Here is a 24,687-nt window from a genome sequence, read left to right as displayed (position 1 = left end):
AGGATCACGGCGTGCCCCGATCCGTGCCGCTCGTCCACAGTGCCCCGCTCGTCCCCACCGCCCTGCTCCTGGCGGGAGTCCTCGCCCTGACCGCGTGCGACGGCGGAGTGCACGGCACCCCCGGCGGCTCCGGCCTGCGCGACCGCGACCCCTACTTCCCGAAGGCCGGCAACGGCGGCTACGACGTCACCCACTACGACCTCGCCCTCGCCTACGACCCCGACACGTCGAGGCTCTCCGGCACCGCGACCCTCACCGCCCGCGCCACCCAGGACCTCTCCGCGTTCAACCTCGACCTCGACGGCCTGGACGTCGAGAAGGTCACCGTCGGCGGCGACCCGGCCCGCTGGAACCGCACCGGCCGGGAGCTGACCGTACGCCCGCACGACGACCTCGACGAGGGCCGCGCCTTCCGCGTGACCGTCACCTACTCCGGCACCCCGAAGACCGTCACCGACCCGGACGGCTCCGAGGAGGGCTGGCTGCCCACCGACGACGGCGCGGTGGCCCTCGGCGAACCGACCGGCTCGGCGGCCTGGTTCCCGGGCAACCACCACCCCTCCGACAAGGCGTCCTACGACCTCACGGTCACCGTGCCCGAGGGCCTCCAGGCAGTCTCCAACGGAGAGTTGACGGCGAGCAGGACCAGCGGCGCCCGTACGACGTCCCACTGGCACACGGCCGAACCCATGGCGAGCTACCTCGCCACGCTCGCGATCGGCGACTACGACATCCACCGCACCACCACCCCCGACGGCCTGCCCGTCTACACCGCGGTCGACCCGGCACAGGCGGCCGCGAGCCGGAAGGTGCTGGCGCAGATCCCGGCCGTCATCTCCTGGTCCGAGGACACCTTCGGCCCGTACCCCTTCTCCTCCACCGGCGCGATCGTCGACCGCCAGGGGGACGCCGAGTACGCCCTGGAGACCCAGAACCGCCCCTACTTCCCCGGCGCCCCCGACACCGAGACCCTCGTCCACGAACTCGCCCACCAGTGGTTCGGCGACTCCGTCACCCCGAAGACCTGGCGGGACATGTGGCTCAACGAGGGCTTCGCGACCTACGCCGAGTGGCTGTGGGCCGAGGACCACGGCGGGGACAGCGCCCAGAAGACCTTCGACGAGCTGTACACGCACGGCGAGGACGTCTACGTCGACCTGTGGTCCTTCCCGCCCGGCAAGCCGTCCGGCGCCGCGCACCTCTCCGACAGCCCCGTCTACCAGCGCGGCGCGATGGTCCTCCACCAGGTCCGCCGACAGCTCGGCGACACCGCCTTCCGCGCCCTCCTCCGCGACTGGCCCACCACCCACCGCCACGGCAACGCGGACACCGAGGACTTCACGTCGTACGTCGAAGACCTCGCCCCCGACAAGGACTTCGGCCCGATCTGGGAGCAGTGGCTGTACGGGGACGGGAAGCCGGAGCGCTCCGCGTAGCCGACAGGGCGCGATCGCTGTACGGCTATCGGCCGCCGTCTCGTTTGCGCTCGCTGCGCCGCAGTGCGCGACGCTCCTTTCCCGGCAGCGTGGCGGCCAACTCGCCCACCGGACAGACGTCATGGCCTGTGCCGTCCCGGCTGCCCCGGCACCACCACACCACCGGGTCCGACGGGTCCGCCGCGTCCCCGCACCAGTCGTCAGTGGTCCCTGCGGGACGAACGTGCACCCCGATCTTGTGTTCCCGACAGACCGGCCAGACCTGCCAGAGCAGCTCCGTGATCGTCTCCTGCGCCGCTTCCGCGACCAGGGTCAGGGCCGTCATCGCGTCCGGCTCCGGCGGGTCGCCCTCCTCCAGGTCGAAGACGTTCACCGCATTGCCCTGCCAACGGCCGTCCGGCATCGCCACATGGACCTGTCCCCTGTCGATCCCGCTCGCAGGCAGCGGCTGCCAGGACGGGTCGACCATCAGTATCAGCGCCTCCTGACCGGGCAGGGTCGCCGTCACGTCGCGATTGACCACGGCGAGTGCGGCCTCGAACATCGGCCACTCACCGGGCTCGGCCCGCCTGGGCTCCGAGAGCTGCGGCCGGTCATGACCAGGACCGATGCGGTCGTACGAGGAGGAGTTCACCGGGGCATCGTCTCAGCCACGCGGAGTACGGATTCAGTCCCGGGGGCCTTCGGGGGTGGCGTGGATGTCGGTGAGGACGGCTCCGGTGCCGGTGCGGGGGTCGAAGATCGCGTATACGGGAATGCCGATCAGTGGGTAGTCGCGGACCTTGCCCACCCAGTCGTTGTCCGGGTTGGAACGGGAGACGACCTCGATGGCGGCGATGAGGGTGCGGGGCTCGAAGGAACCCGGGACGTCCATGTCTGCCCAGGCGATCACCATCACGTCGGGACGTCGCATGATGCCCGCGGACTCGTCCTCGACGTCAGGGCTTCCGGTGTGGGCGACAATCTCCATCGGCATGATTTTCTCCAGCCGCTTCCGGAGCCCAAGCCTGGTCAGCTCGTGGGAGCTGTTGGGCGAGATCATGTCGTGGACGATCCCATCCCTGGTGATCTCGAACTGGCCGGGGAGGACGTCGTCCATTGACTGAACGACGTCCCGCATGGCTCGGTAGACATGGATCGCCACGTTCATGGTCAGAATCCGAGATAAGTGATCTGAACGATGTAGACACGCTCGCTGCGGACGACGACCTGGTATCGGAACCAGCCGCCGGAGACGATGATTTCGCCGCCCTTCGGGTCGACCCCTTATGGGCTCGGCCGTGGAGATGAAGGGCTTCAGCTGCCCTGACGAGTTCGTCGGCCCGGGACGAGACAGTGGCCAAGAAGTCTGCCGGGGCGGAGCGGGCGGTTTCTTCGGCCCCGAAGGCGTACTCCCATTTCCAGCTCACTCGCGAACTGCCCTCAGCGCCTCATCAAGGACCGCGCTCAGCTCTCGGAGGGCCTCTTGCGCAACGGCTGGATCCTCGTGTTCCAGGTTGTTCTCCGCCTGGGTATAGCGGTTGCGCAGATCCGGCCGCCGGGCGATCTCGATGTCCCTGGCCCAGATCAGGACCCAGCTCTGCACCGGACTGAGGGACTGCCACTCGACGGCTTTGGCGAAGGCTTCGTCCTTCATGGCCTGCATTTCGTCAAGGCGACCGGGAGCGACCACGGCGAGGGCTGCACGCAGGGCATCCGGCGTCAGCTCGGGACGGGGGATCAGCTCGTGCCCATGGTCGGCCTGAGTGCTCATGGTGTCCTCCAGAGAGTGCCCAGCCCAGCCTACCGAGGCGAGCCGAAGGGGACGGGGCTGAGCGGTCTCAGGCGGTGGTGGCGATGGGAGTGCGGCAGTCACGGCAGAGTCCTGGAGTCGGTGAGCGGAAGACGCGGGTGCAGCCGTCGCAGGTCTGGAAGGGGTGCCGGATGGGCGGGGGTGGGGCCGGAGGGCGGTACGGGGGCAGGGGTGGCAGCTCGGCTGTGAGGCGGTGGGCCAGGAAGGCCGCCGGGCGGTACAGGGGCTCTGCGGGGAGGCGCGCGGTCAGGGCGGCGCGTACGGCGGTGGGGGTCAGGTCCCGTTCCAGCCAGGCGGCGACTCCGGGGGCCAGGTGTTCGGTGTCCGTGGCCGAGAGGAGCAGGCGGGGGTCCTGGCGGCGGAGGCCGGCGAGGAGGTCGGTGGCCTGCTGGAGGAGGGCGGGGGCGGGGTAGCAGGGTTTCGGTACGGCGGGGAGGAGTTTCCTGCGGGCGGGCGGCTGCCGTTTCTTCGGCGCCGCGGGGGTGTGACCTTCGGCGGTCCCGCCGCGGTGACCTGGCCGGTTGCAGGAGACCGTGCGGGTGACGATACGGCCGCCGGGGACGCGTTCGCGGGTGCGGCGCAGGTAGCCGTGGGCTTCCAGGTCCCGCAGGGCGGCGGCGATACGGTCCCGGCCCTCTGGGAAACGGGCGGCGAGGGTCTTGATGTCGACGCGGGCCTCGGCGGGGAGGGACTGGATGTAGACGGCCAGTCCTCTGGCGACGAGCGAGAGGTCGGGGTGCTGGGCGAGGTGGTTGCCGATCACCGTGAAGCGTTCGGTGTGGCGGGCGTTGTCGTGGCGGAGACCACCCGCGTGGGGGTGGTTTTTGCCCGCGGTACGGGACTCGGCGCGCGGGGGCGCGCTAGTGTTTTGCGTGTCCATCGGGAAGCCGTACTTCCTTGGTGGTCAGGCCCTCGCATTGGGATGCCAGTCCCAGCGAGGGCCGTTGTATGTCTGCGGTTGTGTTGCGCTGACTGTAGGGCAGGCAACCGGGCCGAAATCCAGCTGAGTTGGTGATGTTCACTCGCGCGGGTGAGCTGCGCTTCGGGGCGGGAGGAGGGGAGGGGCTTGGTTGGGTTCCTTTCTCCCAGAGGTTCTTCAGGAAAGACCGCCCACGCCACCGAAGCCCGGGTTTCCGGACGACGGTGAGTGGTCGATTTCCGCCCACACCGTCTTGCGGGGGCGGGGTCCCGGCGCAACACCCCATCGGTCGGCCAGTGCGTTCACGAGGACCAGTCCGCGGCCCGATTCGGCGTCCGGCGCGGGGAGTTCGATGTGCGGGAGGCGGTCGCCTCTGGTGTCTGTGACCTCGATGCGCACGGTGTCGCCGACGACGTAGAGGGTCAGGCGGAAGTCGCGTCCCGGGACCCGTCCGTGCGTGGCCGCGTTCACCGCCAGCTCCGCCACGATGTGCTCCGCCGGGTGCAACGGCAGTCCCCACTCGCGCAGTTGCTCGACCGCCAGCAGCCGGGCCAGGCGGGCTCCACGCGGGGTGGGGGACAGCAGGAGGCTGAAGTTGCGGATGACGGCGGTTTCTTGATTCACGTCACTCAGCGTGGCCGTGGGTGCTTACCGTGAACAGTGACGACTCCGGTACGTACGGTGACTGTCCGGAGCTTGTCCGGTCGTGTCCGGGCTGTCGGGGGCGGTCGCAGGGGTAGGGGCGTCGCGGGTACGGACGTACGGCGGAGGGGTGCGGGATGAGCGTGGACGGAGAGACGGTCGAGCCGGGGTGGGAGGTTGATCCCGACGACGAGTGGGGTGTCGCGGTGATCGCCACGGTGGGTCGCCAACTGAAGTTGCGGCGCGAGGCGGTGGGGATGCGGGCCGCCGAGTTCGGGGAGGCGGTGGGGTACGGGGAGGACCTGGTCTACAAGGTCGAGGGTGGCAAGCGGATTCCTCGACAGGAGTATCTGGACAGGGCCGACGAGGTTCTGAGGGCGGGTGGGCTCATCGCCGCGACTTGGGAGGACGTCAAGAAGGTCCGGTATCCGAAGAGGGTTCGGGAGCTGGCGAAGTTGGAGGCGCAGGCCGTTGAGATCGGGGTGTACGAGTGCAATAGCGTCAACGGTCTGTTGCAAACGCCGGATCATGCCAGGGCAGTGATCTCGGCAGCCCAGCCGCCCTACTCACCGGACGACGTGGAGCGCATGGTGACCGCTCGCGTCGCCCGGCAGTCGGTCTTCGAAAGGGACCCTGCCCCGTCCATCCACTTCGTGCTGGAAGAGGCGGCCCTGCGTCGTCCCATCGGAGGCACAATGGTGTGGCGACGGCAGCTCGAACATCTGCTGGAGTTGGGGCGACTGCACAACGTCATGCTTCAGGTGATGCCGTTGAACTCCGAGGTGCACTCCGGCCTGGACGGAACGATCGAGGTGCTGAAGTTCCCGGACGGCACGGCAGTTGGACGCTCCGACGGCGCGTTCAACGGGCGGCCGACAACAGACCCGAAACAACTGCGCATCCTTGAGCTGCGGTATGGCACCATCCGGGCGCAGGCTCTCTCACCAGGGGAGTCACTGACCCTCATCGAGCAACTGCTGGGAGAAACATGATCCGCAAGACCGCTGCCGGGGACGTCTCCGAGCTGGTGTGGTTCAAGAGCAGCTACAGCAGCGGCAATGACGGCAACTCCTGCGTCGAGATCGCTGTGGCACCCCGCACGATCCACGTCCGCGACTCCAAGAACGCCCCCACCGACCCCCGCCTCGCCTTCACCCCGTCCACCTGGACCGCATTCGTCTCGCAGGCGTAGGACAGAACGCCGGGAGCCCCCGGCCGACAAGACCAGGGGCTCCAGCACAGCTCAGCTCAGTGCAGCGGGTGTCAGACGTTCACGCCGAAGTCCTGCGCGATGCCGACCAGGCCGGACGCGTAGCCCTGGCCCACCGCGCGGAACTTCCACTCGGCGCCGTTGCGGTAGAGCTCGCCGAAGACCATCGCCGTCTCCGTGGCCGCGTCCTCGGAGAGGTCGTAGCGGGCGATCTCGGCGCCGCCGGCCTGGTTGACGATGCGGATGTAGGCGTTGCGGACCTGGCCGAAGTTCTGCGAGCGGTTCTCCGCGTCGTAGATCGAGACCGGGAAGACGATCTTGTCGACGTCGGCCGGGAGGCCGGCCAGGTTGACGTTGATCGCCTCGTCGTCACCGGCGCCCTCGCCGGTGCGGTTGTCACCGGTGTGGACGATGGTCTGGTCCGGCGTCTGCTTGTTGTTGAAGAAGACGAAGTGGGCGTCGGAGTAGACCTTGCCCTCGGGGTTGACCGCGATCGCGGACGCGTCGAGGTCGAAGTCCGTGCCGGTGGTGGTGCGGACGTCCCAGCCGAGGCCCACGGTGACGGCGGTCAGGCCCGGAGCCTCCTTGGTGAGCGAGACGTTGCCACCCTTGGACAGGCTTACAGCCATTGTTGGGAGTCCCTTCCTTCGTTGAGTAACGGGCACGAAGCTACAGCTACCTCTATGAACGCCGCGAGCGGTGTCGAAGGTTCCCCGCTTCTTTACTTTCTTTACCCAAGCTCACCCGGGGGACGGACAGGCGATATTGGGGTGACGTGGACCGGACAGACCCGGGAACATGGACCCCATGTCCGGTCCCCACGTCATCCGCGGCTCCGTCTCCCTTCCCGAGGCCGAGCTCATGTGGCGTTTCTCGCGCTCCTCCGGCCCCGGTGGCCAGCACGTCAACACCAGTGACTCCCAGGTGGAGCTGCGGTTCGACCTGGCCCGCACCGAGTCCCTGCCCGACGTGTGGAAGCAGCGTGCGCTGGCCAAGCTGGCCGGGCGGCTCGTCGACGGGGTCGTCATCGTCCGTTCCTCCGAGCACCGCTCGCAGTGGCGCAACCGCGAGACCGCGGCCGTACGGCTGGCGGCGCTGCTCGCCGAGGCCACCGCGCCCCCGCCCAAGCCCCGCAGGGCGACACGCATCCCGCGCGGGATCAACGAACGCCGGTTGCGGGAGAAGAAGCAGCGCTCGGACACCAAGCGGGGGCGACAGGGCCGGGACTGGGGCTGACCCCTCGCGTTCACGTTCGTACACGACCGGATCGTTCGCACGGCCACCGGATCATTCGTACGCGACCGGATCAGCCCTGCGTGAGGTCCAGGACGCCCACCGTCTCGTCCTCGCTCAGCTCCCCGGTGCGGCGGAAGCCGAGCTTCAGATAGAACTCCGCCGGGCCGTCCGCGCCCTCGTGCCAGGTGACGTACAACTCCTTCGTGCCCCGGCGGCGCAGCTCCGCGGCGACGGACTCCACGGCGAAACGGCCGTACCCCCTGCCCTGGGCGTCCGCCGCGATGTTCAGGCGCCACAGGCCGGAGCGGACGACCTTGCCGCCCTCGGTGTTCCAGTCGATGTCGAGGAAGGCCATCAGGAAGCCGACCGTGCGGTCACCGTCGACGATCAGGCGGGGCCAGGCGACGCCCGCGGGATGGACGTAGGCCTCGGCGAGGGACTGCATCACGGGGGAGACCGCGAATTCCTGCTCGGGGCGGACGCGTATGCCGGTAGCCGTTTCGAAATTCCCGGGTGTGATCTCTTCGAGGCGGGGTGCGAATGTCATCCGGGGACCTTAGGACGGGCCGGCCGGGCGCCGCCACGCAAATTCATCCCAACTGCCGGTAGCGGCCGCGGAAATACGTCAGCGGCCCACCTTCCGCGCTCGGTACGTCGGCGGTCAGGACGCGGCCGATCACCAGGGTGTGGTCGCCCGCCTCCACGCGCTGTTCGGTGCGGCACTCCAGGGTGGCGAGGGCGCCGCGCACCAGAAGGGCGCCGGTCGCGGAGCCGCGGACGTACGGAATGTCCTCGAACAGGAGGCGGTCGCTGATGCGGCCCTTCATGGCGAAGCGGCCGGCGATGTGCCGCTGGCTCTCGGACAGGACGGACACCGCCCACAGCGGCTGCTCGTCGAGCAGGTCGTCCATGCGGGAGCCGGTACGCAGGCTGACCAGCACCAGAGGCGGGTCCAGGGAGACCGACAGGAACGCCGTGGCCGTCATGCCGACGTCCTCGACCTTGGGGTCCTCCGCGTCGAGCGGCGGCTCGAACGCGGTCACCAGGACCACGCCCGCGGCCAGCCGGGACATGGCGGCGCGGAACTCGTCGTTGCTCACCCCCACAGCATGCCCGGAAGCGGGCGGAGGGATCATCGGAGCGGTGGCGGCAGCAGTGTTCGGCACGCCTGGAACGCTAATGTCACGTCGGGGCGGCCCGCATCGGGCCTTCGTCCGAGGCCGGACCTAGGTCTACCGGCGGAGACGTGACGGCGTTCACAAACGACCAAACTTTACGTTCAGTAAACGCACAGGAAAAACGCAGAAACCCCACTCAATTGTTCATCTTTCGCTGTGACTTGGGTCACAAGGCGCGTTAATTGTTGACCCTGTGTACCGAGTGGGCAGCGCGCTGTGATTCAGTGGCGGGGAAGTACCGACGAAGCGCACCAACGAAACGGCACGGAAGATACGCCGAAGAGAACCCTTGATTCGCTGCGAGGTCTCGGGGGGAGGGCGAGCAATGGAGAGCGAGTCGGAGCCGTACGTCCGTCTTGCGTCCCTGCGACAGCTGCACGAGGTCATGGCCGACATGAACACGGCCCGCAGCCTGGCCGACACGTTGCAGACCGTCGCGAACGGCGTGGTCACCGCACTCGGCTACGAACTGGCGTGCGTCAATCTCGTGCGCCCCGACGGTGACCTCGTGGTCGCCGCGTTCTCCGGGAACCAGGCCGCCGAGGCGCTGATCACCGGCCGGGTGGGCTCGCGCGAGTCCTGGGACCGCCGGCTGAACATGGGGGAGACCTGGGGCGACCTGGTCTTCATCCCGCACACCGAGGGCTGGGTCCTCGACGACGACGACGTCCCGCAGTGGTACACCGACGGGCCCGCGCCCCGCTTCGAGGACGAGTGGCACCCCTCCGACCGGCTGTTCGCGCCGATGTACACGCCGGGCGTGCAGGGCGGCCAGTGCGGCGAGCTGATCGGCGTGCTCTCCGTGGACCGCCCGCGCAACGGCCGCAGGCCGGGCGCGTGGGGCCGCGAGGCGCTCCAGATGTACACGTTCCAGGCCGCCATCGCGATCAGCAACGCGCGTCTACGTGCGAACATGCAGCGCGCGCTGGTCAGGCTCGAAAGGGAGCAGCAGGCCCTCCGGGCCAGTGAAGAGAGCTTTCGGCAGGCCTTCGAGTACGCCCCCTCCGGCATGGCCATCGCCGAGATGGGCGGCGACCAGCACGGCCGGATCCTGCGCACCAACGACGCCCTGTGCCGTCTCCTGGGCCGCCCCGCCTCCGCGATGCGCCGCTACTCCTTCTCCGACCTCGTCCACCCCGAGGACATAGGCACCCTGTTGCGCACCTCGGCGGAGGGCGGCCGGGCCGAGCTGCGCCTCGCGCGCCGGGACGGCACGTACGTCTGGGTGTCCCTGCGCAACTCCGTCGTCGCCGACGCCGCCGACGGGCCGCGCTTCCTGCTCACCCACGTCGAGGACATCGAGGACCGCAAGCGCCGCGAGCTCCAGCTCGCCCACCGCGCCTCCCACGACTCCCTGACCGGCCTGCCGAACTCCGCCGAGCTGCGCTCGCGGCTGTCCTCCCGGCTCTGTCAGCGCTCCACCCACACCGGCGCCGCCCTGGAGTCCATAGACGCGGCCTTCGGGCACCCGGCCTTCGACGCCAACGGGCACGGCTTCGACTTCCGGCAGGGCGGCACCGAGGCGTTCGCCGCCTTCGACCACCATGTGCACACCGTCGCCCCCGAGGGGGAGCGCGACGACGGCACCAAGGGGCTCGCGGTGCTCTTCTGCGACCTCGACGGCTTCAAGTCGATCAACGACCGGTTCGGGCACAACGCGGGTGACGCGGTGCTCATCGAGGTCGCCCGGCGGCTGTCCCAGTGCGTCCGTGACGGCGACACCGTGGCGCGGCTCGGCGGCGACGAGTTCGTGATCCTCGCCGACGGGCTCGGCAAGGCCGACGCGGCGGACCTCGCGGTACGCCTGCGCAACGAGATCATCCAGCCCATCCGGGCCGAGGGACGGGCCGTGCGGGTCGGTGCCAGCTTCGGTATCGGCTGGGCGCACTGCGGCATGACCGCGGACGAAGTGCTGAAGTCGGCTGACGAGCGGATGTACGTCGAGAAACGATCTCGTCCCAAACAACACAGACGCGCGGGCTGAGTCCCAGGTCAGCGGGCTGGTGCGATCCGAGTCACCCGTTTGGGCCAGCGGGAGCGGGTAGGCTCGCCATTCTGACTCCACGTATCGCATCCGATCGCACCTGCTGAGGAGTACCAAGGGATGACGTCCGGCAACAACGGCGCGAGCACGCCCGAGGACGACGACCCGTTCGGCTACCTCTACGCCGACGGCCAGGCCAACGGGGCCCAGCCGCCGTCCGGGGGCGGCTACGGCTACGGCTACCCGAACTCCGTCAACCGGTCGCGCTCGGTCGGCCAGCGCCAGTACGGGCAGCAGCAGCAGGCGCCGACCGCGCCGACGGCGGCGTACGGCCAGGTCCCGCAGCAGCAGGCCCAGGGCAGCTACGGCCAGCCCAGCGCCCACTACGCGGCCCCCGAGACCTTCCCGGGCTCGGCGCCCACCTCCCAGCAGCCCATGCCGGGCCACGGCGGCGGCGGCCGGAGCGGTGGCCCCAACACCAAGGGTCTGCTGATCGGCGCGATCGCGGTGGTCGCCGCGGTGGTCATCGGCATCGGCATCGCGATGGCGGGCGGCGACGACCAGAACGACGACAAGGGCAACCAGGCGGCGACGACGCCGACCACGTCGCAGTCCTCGCAGCCGAGCGCGTCGACCTCGGCGGCAGCGGAGGTGGAGCTTCCGAAGGCCGACGCGAAGACGATGCGGCTGGAGGGCGGCACCCGCGCCGCGTCCGACGTGAAGGGCGCCAAGTCCGACGGCGGCGTCTACGTACAGGACTTCAACCAGGTCGGCGCCTCGGTCACCTGGACCGTCAACGGCATCAAGAAGGCCGGCACCTACCGGGTCTACGTCCGCTACGCCCTCCCCGCCGAGGATGCCAACGGGACGATGACGGTCAACGGCAAGCCGGCCTCCCGGCCGCTGAACATGAAGAACTTCGGCGGGCTCCCCGCGAACGGATGGCAGGAGACCTGGGCCCAGGTCTCGCTGACCAAGGGCACCAACACGATCCAGCTCTCGTGCCAGCAGGGCAACCAGTGCAACGCCCTGCTCGACCAGTTCAGGGTGACGGAGAACGTCGACCAGTAGGGCTCACGCCGCGCTGACCTCGCCGGTGACCGTGACCCGGCCCAGCAGCTCCTCGTAGGCCGCTCGGTCGAACTCGCCCGCCACCGGGGCCAGCACCGTCGCCGCGGACACCGCGACGGCGCGGAGCAGGCGGTCCGGCCAGGGGAGCTGCTCGACCAGGCCCGACAGCAGGGCCGCCACCGCCGAGTCGCCGGCGCCCGTGGGGTTGCCGCGGACCGGGGCCGGGAGAGCGGCTCGCCAGCGGCCCTCGGGTGTGGCCGCCAGGAGGCCCTCCTTGCCCAGGGAGGCGACGACGGCGAGGGCGCCCCGCCGCCGGGCGTCCTGTGTCGCGCGCAGCGGCTCGTGGGAGCCGGTCAGTTCGGACAGTTCGGCGGCGTTCGGCTTGAGGATGTCCGGGCGGGCGGCGACCCCGCGGCGCAGCGCCTCCCCGCTGGTGTCGAGGAGGACCGGCACCCCGGCCGCCTTCGCCGTGCGGATCAGACCCGCGTACGCCCCCACCGGCACCCCCGGCGGCAGGCTCCCGCACAGGGCCACCGCCGAGACGGACGGGACGAGATCCTCGTACGCCTCCTGGAAGGCCGACCACTCCTCGGGCGTCACCGTCGGACCCGGTTCGTTGAGCTGGGTGGTGTCGCCGGACCGTTCGTCCACGACGGCGATCGTGCGCCGGGTCGGGCCGCCGACCGGGACCAGCGCGTCCACCAGACCCGGTACGGCGGTGAGCCGGTCCTGGACCGTGCGGCCCGTGGCGCCGCCCGTGAAGCCGGTGACCGTCACCTCGTGGCCGAGCGCGGCCAGCACCCGGGCCACGTTCAGGCCCTTGCCGCCGGGGCGTTCGACGACCTCGGTGACCCGGTGGCTGGTGTGCGGCCGCAGTGACCGTACGCGATAGGTGATGTCGAGAGCGGTGTTCAGCGTGACCGTGAGGATCACCTGGCCGACCTCCCACGTGTCCCCCGACGACAGAATGTGCCCGTCCAGTCTCCCAGGACCGTCCCGGCCCCAACAGCGGGACAGATCAGCCCAGTTGGGGATCGACCACCCATTCTCCCCGGCGCATGACGCCCTTGAGGTCGAAATGATGGTCGAGGAGGACCAGGTCGGCGTCCTTGCCGGGCTCCAGGGAGCCGATGCGGTCGGCCATCCCCAGCAGCCGGGCCGGGTTGGCGGAGATCGCCGCGACCACGTCCTCGACGGGCAGCCGGTCGATCGTCACCGCCCGCTTGAAGGCGCGGTCCAGGGTGAGCGTCGAGCCCGCGATCGAACCGCCCTCCACCAGCCGGGCGACTCCCTCACTGACCTCCACCTCCAGGGGGCCGAGCAGATAGCGGCCGTCGCCGATGCCGGCCGCGTCCATCGCGTCGGTGATGAAGGCGACCCGGTGCACCGCCGCGTGATGGAACGCGAGCCGGAGGGCGGCGGGGTGCAGATGCGTGCCGTCGTTGATGAGCTCGACGGTGACGCGCTCGTCCTCCAGGAGGGCGGTGATCGGGCCCGGCGCCCGGTGCCCGATCTGCGGCATCGCGTTGAAGAGGTGGGTGGCGACCGTGGCCCCGGCGTCGATGGCCTCGACGGTCTGCTCGTACGTCGCGTCGGTGTGGCCGACCGCCGCGATCACGCCGTGCTCGGTGAGCAGCCGTACGGAGTCGAGACCGCCGGGGAGTTCGGTGGCCAGCGTGACCATGCGGGCCTGCCCGCGTGCCGCGTCGATCAGCTTGCGGACCTCGGCCGGGTCCGGGTAGCGCAGCAGCGCCTCCGAGTGCGCGCCCTTGCGGCACGGCGAGATGAAGGGGCCCTCGAAGTGGATCCCGGCGATGTCCCCCTGCTCGGCCAGTTCCGACAGCAGACCGGCCTGCCCGACCAGGAAGTCCATGTCGTCGGTGACGGTGGAGGCGACGAGGGTGGTCGTGCCGTGGTCGCGGTGGACGCGGATGGCTTTCTGCACGTCCTCGGCCGGGCCGGAGAAGGAGGCTCCGCCGCCGCCGTGGTTGTGGAGGTCGACGAAGCCGGGGACGAGCCAGTGGTTGGTTACGTCTATGACGTGGGCGTTCTCCGGGGCGGTGCCGATGATTCGGGACCCGTCGACGATCACTCGGCCGTTTTTGACGGTTCCTGTGGGGAGGACAACCGTTGCGCCGGACAGGACGAGGGGGACCTTGCCCGTTGCGGGGTGCGGGTTCGTTGTGGCTGGTCGCGCAGTTCCCCGCGCCCCTGAGGGGGTTGCCATCAGCGAGTTGCCTCCGAACCGTTCGTAGTGTCTAGGAGATCCCAGGCCAGGAGGCCGGCGCCGAGGCAGCCCGCTGTGTCACCCAGGGCCGCGGGGACGATCGTCGGGAGCTTTTGGAAGGTGACCCGGCTTCGGACCGCCTCCCTCAGCGGTGTGAACAAGGTTTCCCCCGCCTCCGCCAGGCCGCCACCGATGATCAGGATGCGTGGGTCCAGGAGGGTGAGGGCGGTGACCAGGCCGTCGGCGAGGGCGTCCACGGCGTGCTGCCAGACCTCCCGAGCCCTGGGGTCCTCCGCCTCCACCGCCTTCGCGCAGTCCGCCGCGTCCGCCTCCGGGTTCCCGGTGACCGAGGCCCAGGCCTCGCTGACGGCCGCCGCGGAGGCGTACCGCTCCAGGCAGCCCCGTTGGCCGCACGGGCAGGCGGCGCCGTCCGGGCGTACGACGACGTGGCCGATCTCGCCCGCGAAGCCGTGCGCGCCCGCCTCCACCCGCCCCGCGATGCCGATCGCGCCCGCGATGCCGGTGCCCAGGGCGACGAAGAGGAAGCGGTCCGTACCTTGGCCGGCTCCGATGCGGCCCTCGGCGAGGCCGCCGGTGCGGACGTCGTGGCCGAGGGCTACCGGGACGCCGCCGAGGCGGTCGGCGAGCAGTTCGCGCAGGGGGACGTCCCGCCAGCCCAGGTTGGCGGAGTAGGACGCGACGCCGAGGTCCTCGTCGACGATGCCGGGGACGGCGACGCCGGCCGCGGCCGCGGGGGCACCGAGGTGCTCGGTGCCGTACGCGCGCAGCTCGGCGGCGAAGTCGAGGATGCCGTCGACGACCGCGTCCGGTCCGCGCTCGCGGCCGGTCGCCCGGCGGGCCCGGTGCAGGAGCTCGCCGCCCGCGCCGACCAAGGCCGCCTTCATCCCGGTGCCGCCCACGTCGAGGGCGATGACATGTCTCACGGGGGACAGTGTGGCCCGTGAACCCGCGAGAGGTCTAGTCCACTTACGTGGTGTAGACCTTAGTTCTGGAATATGTATGACTTTACGAAAGTGTTCGAACGTGAGTGTGGGGCGGTTGTCGGTGCGGCGGCGTAGGACGGGAACGATCGCGGCGGTGTCCGCACTGGGTATGACGGCGGTCCTCGGTGGCTGCGGGATGGGCGAAGGATCGGACGAGGTGACGCTGAAGCTGGTCGCCGCCGACTACGGCGACAGCTCGGCGAACAGCTCCCAGAAGTACTGGGACGAGCTCGTCAAGGAGTACGAGTCCCGGCACTCCGGCGTGAAGGTCGACGTCAGCGTGTACTCGTGGACCGATGTCGACCGCAAGGTCAAGGAACTGGTCGACGCCGGGAAGGCTCCCGACATGGCGCAGATCGGCGCGTACGCCGACTACGCGGACAAGGGGCTGCTCTACAAGGCCGACGACCTGATCGGGATCCGGGAGCAGGCCGACTTCGTCGCCCAGCTCGGCTCCGCGGGACGGATCAACGGCATGCAGTACGGGATGCCGTTCGCCGCGTCGACCCGGCTGCTCTTCTACAACAAGACGCTCTTCGCCGACGCCGGGCTCACCCCGCCGAAGACGTGGAAGCAGCTGGCCGCCGACGCCGAGGCGCTCAAGGCGGACGGGGTGAAGTACCCGTACGCGCTGCCGCTCGGCCCCGAGGAGGCGCAGGCCGAGACCATGCAGTGGCTGCTGAGCGGGGGCGGCGGGTACGTCGACGACGTCGGCACGTACGGCATCGACTCCGACGAGAACATCGCGACGCTGACCTGGCTCAAGGACGACCTCGTCGGCAAGGGACTGACCGGTCCGGTCGCACCCGAGAACCTGAACCGGGCCGCCGCGTTCTCGGCGTTCGCCGCCGGGGACGTCGGAATGCTCAACGGGCACCCCTCGCTGATGAAGATCGCCGCCGAGAAGGGGGTGAAGTTCGGGATGGTGCCCATGCCCGGCGCCGACCGGCCGACCAAGAACTCCATGGGGGTCGCCGACTGGATGATGGCCTTCAAGCAGAACGGGCACGCCGAGCAGGTGGGCGACTTCCTCGACTTCGTCTACAGCGAGAAGAACGTGCTCGCCTTCTCGCGGGAGTACGACCTGCTGCCGGTGACCAACTCCGCCTCCGAGGTCATGAGCAGGGCCTCCCGGGACGCCGACCTCAAGCCCTTCCTCGACGCGCTGCCCTCCGCGGAGCTGCCTCCGGTGGGCAAGACGTCCTGGGCCTCGGTCAGCGCGGCCGTGAAGCGGCGGATCGGCTCCGCGGTGAGCTCCGACGGGGACCCCACGGAGGTGCTGCGCGCGTTGCAGCTGACCGCGCGGAACGCCGAGTAGGCGCCCTGTAGGCGCTGTCAGTGGCGGGCGTTACGGTCGGGGGCATGGAGCATGCGGAACTCGACCGCCGGGAGCGGGACATCCTCGCGCTGGAGCGACGCTCCTTCGCGGGGCCCGGCGCCAAGGAGCGGGCGATACGCGAGGAACTCGGCCTGGCGCCGGTCCGCTACTACCAGCTGCTCAACGCCCTGCTCGACGACGAACGCGCGCTCGTCTTCGACCCGGTGACGGTGAACCGGCTGCGGAGGGTGCGGGAGGCCCGGCGGGCGGAGCGCTGAGGGCCGGCTGAACGTCGGCCGCGGGTCGGCCGCGGGTCGGCCGCGGGTCGGCCGCGGGTCAGGCGAGCCGTTCCGCCAGGTCCCGCAGCAGGCCCACCACACCGGCCGGGCCGTCCACCACCAGGTCCGCCCGCTTGCGCAGTTCCGCCACCTCGTCGCTGCCGCTGCACACCAGGAGGCCGGGGGTGCCGGCGCCGCGGAGTTGGTCGACCGCGGCGAAGGCGGGCAGGTCGCCCAGGTCGTCGCCGGCGTAGAGGACGGAGCCGGCGGACAGGTCGCGGACGTGGGTCAGCAGGGCCACGCCCTTGTCCATGCCCGGGGGGCGCAGTTCCAGGACCAGTCGGCCCGGCTCGACGATCAGGCCGTGATGGGCGGCCAGGTCGCCGAGAGGGGTGCGGAGGGCGTCGAACGCGGCCTGCGGGTCCGGGGCGCGGCGAGTGTGCACGGCCACCGCCCGGCCGCCCTTCTCCTCGACCCAGGCGCCGGTCCCGTCGAGGAGCTCCGGCAGCTCGGCACGGACCGCGGCCACGCCGGGATGCGGCTCGGGCGCCGTGACCTCGCCCGTCGCCGCGTCCCAGCGTTCCGCGCCGTAGTGGCCCAGGACGGTCAGGTGCTCCAGGCCGGGTACGCCCGCGAAGCCGCCGTAACGGACCGCGATCTCGGCCGGGCGACCGGTGATCACCGCGACGGAGGCCACCTTCGGTGCGAGGGCGGCGAGGACGGCCACCGCCTCGGGGTGCGCCCGCGCCTGCTCCGGATCCGCCACGATCGGCGCCAGCGTCCCGTCGAAGTCAAGGCCGATCACCGCCCGCCGCGGCTCCGCGAGAAGCGCCCGCAGACCGTCCCGCCCGGCAGGCGTGGTGGGTGTAGGAAGGTTCATGCTCACCCGTTCAGTGTCTTCAGGGCGTTCAGCTGGTCCAGGAACCACTGGGCCGGCGGGAGTGCCGTCGCCGCCGCGGTGAGCCTCTTCGCGCGTTCCACCCGTTCGTGGGCCGGCATCGTCAGGGCCTCGTGCAGGGCCGCCGCCGTCTGCTCGACGTCGTACGGGTTCACCACGATCGCGTCGTCACCCAACTCCTCGTACGCCCCGGCCTCCCGCGACAGCACCAGCGCGCACCCCTCGTCGGACACCACCGGCACCTCCTTCGCGACCAGGTTCATGCCGTCCCGGATGGGGTTGACCAGCGCCACGTCGGCCAGCCGGTACGCGGCGAGGGAGCGCGCGAAGTCGTCCTTCAGATTCAGCAGGACCGGCGTCCAGCCCGGTGTGCCGAACGTGTCGTTGATCTCCTCCGCCACCCGCTGCACCTCGGCCGTGTAGTCCCGGTACACCGCCAGGTCCTGCCGCGACGGATACGCGAACGCCACGTGCACGACCCGCTCCCGCCACTCCGGCCGCGACTCCAGCAGCCGCCGGTAGGCCCGCAGCCCGCGCACGATGTTCTTGGACAGCTCGGTCCGGTCCACCCGCACGATCGTCTTCCGGCCCGCGCCGATCTCCTCGCGCAGTCCGACGATGCGTTCCTCGACATCGGCCTCGTGGGAACGGGCGCGCAGGAAGTCCGCGTCCGCGCCCAGCCCGTGCACCCCGATCCGGGTCTCGCCGAGCCCGTCCGCGAGCTCCGTACAGCAGGCCGTGAAGGCATCCGCCCAACGCCGGGTGAGGAAGCCGAGCCGGTCGGCGCCCAGCATGCCGCGCAGGAGCCGGCCCGCGATGTCGTCGGGCAGCATCCGGAAGTAGTCCACCGGCGCCCACGGCGTGTGCGAGAAGTGGGCGATGCGCAGGTCGGGACGGAGTTCACGGAGCATGCCCGGCACCAGGCACAGGTGGTAGTCCTGGACCAGGACCGCCGCCCCCTCGGCCGCCTCCTGGGCCAGCGCCTCGGCGAACGCGCGGTTGTACGTCTCGTACGACGCCCACTGCCGCCGGAACTCCGCGTCGAAGGACGGCTCCAGCGGGGTCTGGTACAGCAGGTGGTGGACGAACCACAACACCGAGTTGGCGATGCCGTTGTACGCGTCGGCGTGCACGTCGGCCGGGATGTCGAGCATGCGGACCCCCGCCTCGCCGACCCCGCGCCGGACCGCCTCGCGGTCGCCGTCGCCGAGCGCCGAGCACACCCACAGGGAGCCCGCGTCGGAGCCGATCGCCGACAGGCCCGAGACCAGCCCGCCGCCACCGCGTTTGGCATGCAGCGAGCCGTCCTCGCGCACTTCGTACGAGACCGGGCCGCGGTTGGACGCGACCAGCACCTGAGCAGCACTGTTGGTTGACGCCATACGCCTCAACCTAGCCCGGCCCCCAAACGCTCAAACGTGCGGTTGCGCACTTCCGCGCACTTACGCGACCTTCCGCTCCGCGTACTCCGCGATCTCCACCATCGGCGGCCGCTCCTCGGTGTCCACGGAGTACGTCCGCGGCTCGAAGCCGTCCCGGCCCCGCTCGAACTGGGTGAGGGCGGGCCGGATCATATGGCCGCGGGCCAGCCTCAGCTGGGCGGTGCGGTAGATCGCGGCGGACATCCGGCCCAGGGCCTGGCCGTCCTGGTGGCGGTGCTTGCGCACCCCGACGTCGACCTGGGCGAGGGCGTCGAGGCCGACCAGGTGCAGAGCGTCGACCAGCATGCCCAGCTCGATGCCGTAGCCCACGGGGAACGGGAGCTGCTCCAGCAACGAGCGCCGGGCCGCGTACTCGCCGCCCAGCGGCTGCACGAAACCGGCCAACTGGGGCCAGTGCATGTTCAGCAGCGGGCGCGCCATGAGCTCGGTGACCCGGCCGCCCTGCCCGGCGGCGCCGCCCAGGGGACGGTCGTACATGCCCTTGACCAGGTCGACCCCGGGATCGGTGAGCAGCGGGCCGACGATGCCGGAGACGAAGTCCGAGGAGAACTCCTTCAGGTCGGCGTCGATGAAGCAGACGATGTCCCCGCTGGTGACCAGCAGGGAGCGCCACAGGACCTCGCCCTTGCCGGGCACGGTGGGTATGCGCGGGAGGATGTCGTCGCGGTGGACGACCCGCGCCCCGGCCGCGGCCGCGACCTCGGACGTGCGGTCGGTGGATCCCGAGTCGACGACGACGATCTCGTCGACGAGCGGGACCTGTTGCATGAGGTCATGACGGATCACGGCGACGATGTCACCGACCGTCTCCTCCTCGTTGAGCGCGGGCAGGACGACACTGACGGTCTGCCCCGAGCTCCGCTTCGCGGCCATGATCCGGTGGAGCGGGCGATCAGTCGCGGACCAGGACCTGGTGGCCAGCCAGCGCTCGACTTCGTTCAGCACAGTGCGCGGCTCCTTAGCGTGTGATCCATCTCGCGGTTCGGACGTCTCTCTCAACTGTCCTGGTCGTCGGTTACAGTCTTGAACAACGCGGATGACCATCGCATGTCCTGGGTGGCCGCCGTTAACAACTTCATACCGCTCATCCAGAGGGGCAGAGGGATACGGCCCGATGAAGCCCCGGCAACCCTCCAGTCGGTTCTCGTAGCGATCGCTGACGATCGTCTCCGCGAGGCTCCCGACTCGGGAAGGTGCCAAATCCGTCTCACGGCGAAGTGCGTCGTGAGGAAGATGAGGAGAAAGGGCCTCGCCTCCATGGCTGCGCAGACTGTTGCAAGCACCACGAACTCCGTCGATCTGGGTCCCGCCGCGGCACTGAGCTGCCGCGAATGCGGCCACCGCGTCCCGCTCGGCCCGGTCTTCGCCTGCGAGGAGTGTTTCGGCCCGCTCGAGATCGCGTACGACTTCTCGGCCTACGAAACCGAGGAGCTCCGCAAGCGCATCGAGGCGGGACCTTCGAACATCTGGCGCTACGCCCCGCTGCTGCCCGTCCCCGCGGACGTGGCCGACAAGCCGAACATCAACCCCGGCTGGACCCACCTCGTCAAGGCCGACAACCTCGCCCGCGAGCTCGGCGTCACCGGCGGCCTGTACATCAAGGACGACTCCGGCAACCCGACGCACTCCTTCAAGGACCGCGTCGTCGCGCAGGCCATCGAGGCCGCCCGCGCCTTCGGCTTCACCACCCTCTCCTGCTCCTCCACCGGCAACCTGGCCGGCGCCGTGGGTGCCGCCGCGGCCCGGGCCGGCTTCCGCTCCTGCGTGTTCATCCCGCACGACCTGGAACAGGGCAAGGTCGTCATGGCCGCGATCTACGGCGGCGAGCTCGTCGGCATCGAGGGCAACTACGACGACGTGAACCGCTTCTGCTCCGAGCTGATCGGCGACCCGGCGGGCGAGGGCTGGGGCTTCGTCAACGTCAACCTGCGGCCGTACTACGCGGAGGGGTCCAAGACCCTGGCGTACGAGATCTGCGAGCAGCTGGGCTGGCAGCTGCCCGACCAGCTGGTCGTGCCGATCGCCTCCGGCTCGCAGCTCACGAAGATCGACAAGGGTCTGCAGGAGCTGATCAAGCTCGGGCTCGTCGAGGACAGGCCGTACAAGATCTTCGGCGCGCAGGCCGAGGGGTGCTCGCCGGTGTCGGTGGCGTACAAGGCCGGGCACGACGTGGTCCGCCCCCAGAAGCCGGACACCATCGCCAAGTCCCTCGCGATCGGCAACCCCGCGGACGGTCCGTACGTGCTGGACATCGCGCGTCGTACCGGCGGTGCGGTGGAGGACGTGAACGACGAGCAGATCGTCGACGCGATCAAGCTCCTGGCGCGGACCGAGGGGATCTTCGCGGAGACCGCGGGTGGCGTGACGGTGGGTGTGACCCGCAAGCTGATCGAGAACGGCGTCCTCGACCCGACGAAGACCACGGTGGTGCTGAACACCGGCGACGGTCTCAAGACCCTGGACGCGGTGGCCGGTACCGGGCTCACCGCCACGATCCGTCCGAATCTGGACTCTTTCCGAGAGGCTGGCCTCGCATGAGCGTCAACGTCCGCATCCCCACCATCCTGCGCACCTACACCGGCGGCAAGGCCGAGGTGCAGGCCGAGGGTGGGACCCTCGCCGAGGTCATCGCCGATCTGGAGAAGAACCACACCGGTATCGCGGCGCGTGTTCTCGACGACCAGGGCAAGCTGCGGCGGTTCGTGAATGTGTACGTGAACGACGACGATGTGCGGTTCGAGCAGGGGCTGGAGACGGCGACGCCCGACGGGGCCGGAGTCTCCATCATCCCGGCGGTCGCCGGCGGGTGACCGTATGACTGGTCATTACCTTCGGTAACAGAAATTACCGAGTGTTCATCCGATTGCCCTCTCCGCGAGAGAAGCGGAGGGGGCAATTCTCTATGGTTGAGCACGGTACAGTTGGGGAACCTGCTGCTTCCTTCATGCCGGGCGCATATGAGTTCCGACTTCTGATGCGACGAGAAGTAGCCAAAGTGTGTGGGTTCTTTGCGTCTTATGCTCCTTTTGTGGGGCCCGACTTGCCCCGAATTCGGGCGAATTCTCACTACATTCCGGACCCCTTCCGTCCAGAATTCTCGTCCGATTGACCTGTTGCAGACGGCAGTTGGACAGATACATTCAGCCGCGGTCGACGCGTTCCGGCGCACGCCCCCAACCATGTGGGGGGTGAGGTCTGACCCGGATCCATGAAGTGTGGATCCGTGCAAGGGCCAGTAATAGGGGAGTTAGGCATGGCTCAGGGCACCGTCAAGTGGTTCAACGCGGAGAAGGGGTACGGCTTCATCGCGGTCGACGGTGGTGCGGATGTATTCGTCCACTACAGCGCGATTCAGATGGACGGCTACCGCACCCTTGAAGAGGGCCAGCGGGTCGAGTTCGAGATCTCGCAAGGTCAGAAGGGGCCGCAGGCGGACATGGTTCGTCTCGCGACTGGCTGAAGCACGCGCCGGGTAACAACAGCGTCGTTCTTCGTTCTTCTTCGGAGGGCTCGTACCCCATGGGGAGTCATGGGTACGGGCCCTTCGGCATGTGCGTGCGGGGTGCGTTCACGGGTGCGGGCTCGGTGGGGGCGGGCGTTTTGCGCAGTTCCCCGCGCCCCTGGATGCCTGCGGCGGCCTGTGCGGCTCCGGTGGGGGCTTGTGTAGCGCGTGCGGTGTGTTGTGGGTCGGGGCCGGGGTGGGGGGTGTCCGTCCTCGGTCCGGCGGCTCGGTCCCTTGAGTGGTGCCCTGTGACGGACGCCGGCCGCTGCGGGCGGACACCCCCCACCCCGTCCCCTGCCCGCCGTACGCGGCTTGAGGCCCGCCCGGCCTCTCCCCACCCCGCGAGTCCCACCCCGACCGCAGTCGCGGCGAGGCACGACACCCCGAACCCGGCCCTGTTGGCGCCCCCGGACCACCCGCCCGGGCGGCCCACTCACCCCCGCCCCGGGGGCCCGATACGCGAGAGGCGCTTGCACTCGACCATGCCGAGTGCTAATCATTGGCGTTAGCACTCTGAAGGTGAGAGTGACAAAGATGGACCGGGTCGGTGAGGCCCGCAGGCCTTGTGGGGCAAGGATCCACAGGCCGGCGAGCCGTCCGTCGCGGGCGCGGGCGCGGTCCGAAGGAATCACCCCCAGTCCTGGAGGGACCACTTCACATGGCCAAGATCATCGCGTTCGACGAGGAGGCGCGGCGCGGCCTCGAGCGCGGCATGAACCAGCTCGCGGACGCCGTCAAGGTGACGCTCGGCCCCAAGGGCCGCAACGTCGTCCTCGAGAAGAAGTGGGGCGCCCCCACGATCACCAACGATGGTGTCTCCATCGCCAAGGAGATCGAGCTCGAGGACCCGTACGAGAAGATCGGCGCCGAGCTGGTCAAGGAAGTCGCCAAGAAGACGGACGACGTCGCCGGTGACGGTACGACCACCGCGACCGTGCTCGCCCAGGCCCTGGTCAAGGAAGGCCTGCGCAACGTAGCCGCCGGCGCCAACCCCATGGCCCTCAAGCGCGGTATCGAGAAGGCCGTCGAGGCCGTCTCCGCCGCCCTGCTCGAGCAGGCCAAGGATGTCGAGACCAAGGAGCAGATCGCCTCCACGGCCTCCATCTCCGCCGCCGACACCCAGATCGGCGAGCTCATCGCCGAGGCGATGGACAAGGTCGGCAAGGAAGGCGTCATCACCGTCGAGGAGTCCCAGACCTTCGGTCTGGAGCTGGAGCTCACCGAGGGTATGCGCTTCGACAAGGGCTACATCTCGGCGTACTTCGCCACCGACATGGAGCGGATGGAGGCGTCGCTCGACGACCCCTACATCCTGATCGCCAACTCCAAGATCGGCTCCGTCAAGGACCTGCTCCCGCTCCTGGAGAAGGTCATGCAGTCGGGCAAGCCGCTGCTGATCATCGCCGAGGACGTCGAGGGCGAGGCCCTGTCGACCCTGGTCGTCAACAAGATCCGCGGCACCTTCAAGTCCGTCGCCGTCAAGGCCCCGGGCTTCGGTGACCGCCGCAAGGCGATGCTGAACGACATCGCCATCCTCACCGGCGGCGAGGTCATCTCCGAGGAGGTCGGCCTCAAGCTGGAGAACACCACCATCGACCTCCTGGGCCGCGCCCGCAAGGTCGTCATCACCAAGGACGAGACCACCATCGTCGACGGTGCCGGCTCCTCCGAGCAGGTTCAGGGCCGGGTCAACCAGATCCGCGCCGAGATCGAGAACAGCGACTCGGACTACGACCGCGAGAAGCTCCAGGAGCGCCTGGCGAAGCTCGCCGGTGGCGTCGCCGTCATCAAGGCCGGTGCCGCGACCGAGGTCGAGCTCAAGGAGCGCAAGCACCGCATCGAGGACGCCGTTCGCAACGCGAAGGCGGCCGTCGAGGAGGGCATCGTCGCCGGTGGTGGCGTGGCCCTCATCCAGGCCTCCTCGGTCTTCGAGAAGCTGGACCTGGAGGGTGACGAGCTGACCGGCGCCAACGCCGTGAAGCTGGCCCTGGAGGCCCCGCTCAAGCAGATCGCCGTCAACGGTGGTCTCGAGGGTGGCGTCATCGTCGAGAAGGTGCGCAACCTGCCCGTCGGCCACGGCCTGAACGCCGCGACCGGTGAGTACGTCGACATGATCGCCGAAGGCATCATCGACCCGGCGAAGGTCACGCGCTCTGCCCTGCAGAACGCCGCCTCCATCGCCGCGCTGTTCCTCACCACCGAGGCCGTCATCGCCGACAAGCCGGAGAAGGCGGGCGCTGCCCCGGCCGGCGGCGGCATGCCGGGCGGTGACATGGACTTCTGATCGACCCCCGGCCGCCAGGCCTGACGGTTGATCAACGTCCTTGCCGGGGGCGGCACTTCCTGGAAACAGGGGGTGGCCGCCCCCGGGCTTTTCTTGCGCTATGCTTGATCACGAGCCGCCCGACGTGAACTCCCGTCGGTCGACTACGCGTTGGTGGTCCAAGGAAAGACGCCCCGCTTCCTGCGGGGAGATGCAGGTGCAAGGCCTGCCCGGCGCTCCACAAGAAGCCCGCCCCACACTCGTGGGGCGGGCTTCTTCCGTGCGTG

25 protein-coding genes, 1 pseudogene and 1 riboswitch are annotated in these 24,687 nt (G+C 69.7%); of the genes and pseudogenes, 12 read left to right on the top strand and 14 right to left on the bottom strand.

From position 1 onward, the window contains the following. The first annotated feature begins 11 nt into the window (after positions 1-11). Positions 12-1,436, top strand: coding sequence for a M1 family metallopeptidase (locus tag ACGFWE_RS31520; RefSeq protein ID WP_393603311.1), 1,425 nt, complete (start codon positions 12-14; stop codon positions 1,434-1,436). 25 nt (positions 1,437-1,461) lie between these two features. On the opposite strand, the gene ACGFWE_RS31515 is transcribed toward ACGFWE_RS31520, so the two are convergent. The 5 genes and pseudogenes from ACGFWE_RS31515 to ACGFWE_RS31495 all read right to left on the bottom strand — a co-directional run bounded on the left by ACGFWE_RS31515 (position 1,462) and on the right by ACGFWE_RS31495 (position 4,771). Then, positions 1,462-2,070, bottom strand: a complete 609-nt coding sequence (locus tag ACGFWE_RS31515; RefSeq protein ID WP_393603309.1) for a hypothetical protein — start codon at positions 2,068-2,070, stop codon at positions 1,462-1,464. A gap of 39 nt (positions 2,071-2,109) precedes the next feature. After that, positions 2,110-2,586: pseudogene (locus ACGFWE_RS31510) on the bottom strand (Uma2 family endonuclease); the annotation flags it as partial. A 255-nt stretch (positions 2,587-2,841) separates the two neighbouring features. Then, positions 2,842-3,189, bottom strand: a complete 348-nt coding sequence (locus ACGFWE_RS31505; protein ID WP_352388840.1) for a hypothetical protein — start codon at positions 3,187-3,189, stop codon at positions 2,842-2,844. Between the two features lie 67 nt (positions 3,190-3,256). Continuing rightward, the gene (locus ACGFWE_RS31500) at positions 3,257-4,108 is read right to left on the bottom strand and encodes a helix-turn-helix domain-containing protein (protein ID WP_393603307.1); all 852 of its coding nucleotides are present in this window, start codon (positions 4,106-4,108) and stop codon (positions 3,257-3,259) included. Positions 4,109-4,324: 216 nt separating this feature from the next. Beyond that, entirely contained in the window at positions 4,325-4,771 is a 447-nt protein-coding gene (locus tag ACGFWE_RS31495; protein ID WP_393603305.1) for an ATP-binding protein, read from the bottom strand. Between the two features lie 155 nt (positions 4,772-4,926). Here ACGFWE_RS31495 and ACGFWE_RS31490 point away from each other — a divergent pair, with 155 nt between their 5' ends. Next, positions 4,927-5,781, top strand: coding sequence for a helix-turn-helix domain-containing protein (locus ACGFWE_RS31490; protein ID WP_393603303.1), 855 nt, complete (start codon positions 4,927-4,929; stop codon positions 5,779-5,781). Then, a complete protein-coding gene (locus tag ACGFWE_RS31485) occupies positions 5,778-5,981 on the top strand; it encodes a DUF397 domain-containing protein (protein WP_352388836.1) in 204 nt (67 codons plus the stop codon). Before ACGFWE_RS31490 ends, ACGFWE_RS31485 begins: the two co-directional genes overlap by 4 nt. Positions 5,982-6,052: 71 nt before the next feature. Here the strand turns inward: ACGFWE_RS31485 and ACGFWE_RS31480 are convergent, their stop codons facing one another. Beyond that, entirely contained in the window at positions 6,053-6,628 is a 576-nt protein-coding gene (locus tag ACGFWE_RS31480) for a TerD family protein (protein ID WP_352388835.1), read from the bottom strand. Positions 6,629-6,806: 178 nt separating this feature from the next. Between ACGFWE_RS31480 and arfB the strand changes: the two genes are divergently transcribed. Beyond that, positions 6,807-7,235 (top strand): alternative ribosome rescue aminoacyl-tRNA hydrolase ArfB, encoded by a 429-nt coding sequence (gene arfB, locus ACGFWE_RS31475; protein ID WP_352388834.1) that lies wholly within the window; start codon positions 6,807-6,809, stop codon positions 7,233-7,235. A gap of 70 nt (positions 7,236-7,305) precedes the next feature. Here arfB and ACGFWE_RS31470 read toward each other — a convergent pair whose 3' ends face one another. Further along, positions 7,306-7,782 carry a GNAT family N-acetyltransferase gene (locus ACGFWE_RS31470; RefSeq protein WP_352388833.1) on the bottom strand — a complete coding sequence of 159 codons (477 nt, stop codon included), beginning with the start codon at positions 7,780-7,782 and terminating at the stop codon, positions 7,306-7,308. 43 nt (positions 7,783-7,825) lie between these two features. Then, positions 7,826-8,371, bottom strand: coding sequence for a flavin reductase family protein (locus tag ACGFWE_RS31465; protein WP_393603480.1), 546 nt, complete (start codon positions 8,369-8,371; stop codon positions 7,826-7,828). A gap of 367 nt (positions 8,372-8,738) precedes the next feature. Between ACGFWE_RS31465 and cdgB the strand changes: the two genes are divergently transcribed. Both cdgB and ACGFWE_RS31455 read left to right on the top strand, forming a co-directional pair. Continuing rightward, on the top strand, positions 8,739-10,397 hold the full coding sequence (gene cdgB, locus ACGFWE_RS31460) for a diguanylate cyclase CdgB (protein WP_393603300.1): 1,659 nt from the start codon (positions 8,739-8,741) through the stop codon (positions 10,395-10,397). A 120-nt stretch (positions 10,398-10,517) separates the two neighbouring features. Then, positions 10,518-11,468 (top strand): CBM35 domain-containing protein, encoded by a 951-nt coding sequence (locus ACGFWE_RS31455; protein ID WP_393603298.1) that lies wholly within the window; start codon positions 10,518-10,520, stop codon positions 11,466-11,468. Between the two features lie 3 nt (positions 11,469-11,471). Here ACGFWE_RS31455 and ACGFWE_RS31450 read toward each other — a convergent pair whose 3' ends face one another. From ACGFWE_RS31450 to ACGFWE_RS31440, 3 genes are all read right to left on the bottom strand, one after another. After that, a complete protein-coding gene (locus tag ACGFWE_RS31450) occupies positions 11,472-12,401 on the bottom strand; it encodes a 1-phosphofructokinase family hexose kinase (RefSeq protein ID WP_352388829.1) in 930 nt (309 codons plus the stop codon). Positions 12,402-12,486: 85 nt separating this feature from the next. Further along, on the bottom strand, positions 12,487-13,695 hold the full coding sequence (gene nagA / locus ACGFWE_RS31445) for an N-acetylglucosamine-6-phosphate deacetylase (RefSeq protein WP_393603296.1): 1,209 nt from the start codon (positions 13,693-13,695) through the stop codon (positions 12,487-12,489). Further along, a complete protein-coding gene (locus tag ACGFWE_RS31440) occupies positions 13,695-14,639 on the bottom strand; it encodes an ROK family protein (protein ID WP_393603294.1) in 945 nt (314 codons plus the stop codon). Before ACGFWE_RS31440 ends, nagA begins: the two co-directional genes overlap by 1 nt. Positions 14,640-14,808: 169 nt before the next feature. On the opposite strand from ACGFWE_RS31440, the gene ACGFWE_RS31435 reads away from it, so the two are divergent. Together ACGFWE_RS31435 and ACGFWE_RS31430 are read left to right on the top strand one after the other, a co-directional pair. Further along, positions 14,809-16,017, top strand: coding sequence for an extracellular solute-binding protein (locus ACGFWE_RS31435; RefSeq protein ID WP_352388900.1), 1,209 nt, complete (start codon positions 14,809-14,811; stop codon positions 16,015-16,017). 44 nt (positions 16,018-16,061) lie between these two features. After that, positions 16,062-16,295: a DUF3263 domain-containing protein gene (locus ACGFWE_RS31430; RefSeq protein WP_352388826.1), complete on the top strand. Its 234-nt coding sequence runs from the start codon at positions 16,062-16,064 to the stop codon at positions 16,293-16,295. 58 nt (positions 16,296-16,353) lie between these two features. On the opposite strand, the gene otsB is transcribed toward ACGFWE_RS31430, so the two are convergent. From otsB to ACGFWE_RS31415, 3 genes are read right to left on the bottom strand one after another with little or no spacing between them, the layout of a single operon-like run. Continuing rightward, a complete protein-coding gene (gene otsB, locus ACGFWE_RS31425; RefSeq protein WP_352388825.1) occupies positions 16,354-17,175 on the bottom strand; it encodes a trehalose-phosphatase in 822 nt (273 codons plus the stop codon). A gap of 2 nt (positions 17,176-17,177) precedes the next feature. Beyond that, positions 17,178-18,575 (bottom strand): trehalose-6-phosphate synthase, encoded by a 1,398-nt coding sequence (locus tag ACGFWE_RS31420; RefSeq protein WP_393603292.1) that lies wholly within the window; start codon positions 18,573-18,575, stop codon positions 17,178-17,180. 60 nt (positions 18,576-18,635) lie between these two features. Then, positions 18,636-19,580 (bottom strand): glucosyl-3-phosphoglycerate synthase, encoded by a 945-nt coding sequence (locus ACGFWE_RS31415; protein ID WP_352388823.1) that lies wholly within the window; start codon positions 19,578-19,580, stop codon positions 18,636-18,638. Positions 19,581-19,716: 136 nt separating this feature from the next. After that, positions 19,717-19,875, top strand: a riboswitch (SAM riboswitch). 17 nt (positions 19,876-19,892) lie between these two features. On the opposite strand from ACGFWE_RS31415, the gene thrC reads away from it, so the two are divergent. The 4 genes from thrC (at position 19,893) to groL (ending at position 24,421) form a co-directional block, all read left to right on the top strand. After that, the gene (thrC, locus tag ACGFWE_RS31410; protein WP_352388822.1) at positions 19,893-21,173 is read left to right on the top strand and encodes a threonine synthase; all 1,281 of its coding nucleotides are present in this window, start codon (positions 19,893-19,895) and stop codon (positions 21,171-21,173) included. Beyond that, entirely contained in the window at positions 21,170-21,445 is a 276-nt protein-coding gene (locus ACGFWE_RS31405) for a MoaD/ThiS family protein (RefSeq protein ID WP_007382896.1), read from the top strand. Before thrC ends, ACGFWE_RS31405 begins: the two co-directional genes overlap by 4 nt. Before the next feature lie 443 nt (positions 21,446-21,888). After that, positions 21,889-22,095, top strand: coding sequence for a cold-shock protein (locus tag ACGFWE_RS31400; RefSeq protein WP_007382895.1), 207 nt, complete (start codon positions 21,889-21,891; stop codon positions 22,093-22,095). 700 nt (positions 22,096-22,795) lie between these two features. Further along, positions 22,796-24,421 (top strand): chaperonin GroEL, encoded by a 1,626-nt coding sequence (gene groL / locus ACGFWE_RS31395; protein ID WP_352388821.1) that lies wholly within the window; start codon positions 22,796-22,798, stop codon positions 24,419-24,421. The last annotated feature ends 266 nt before the right edge of the window (positions 24,422-24,687 follow it).

Origin of the sequence: Streptomyces sp. NPDC048523, assembly GCF_043199815.1 — a bacterium.
Lineage (GTDB): Bacteria > Actinomycetota > Actinomycetes > Streptomycetales > Streptomycetaceae > Streptomyces.
This window is presented reverse-complemented; position numbering and strand designations above follow the sequence as displayed.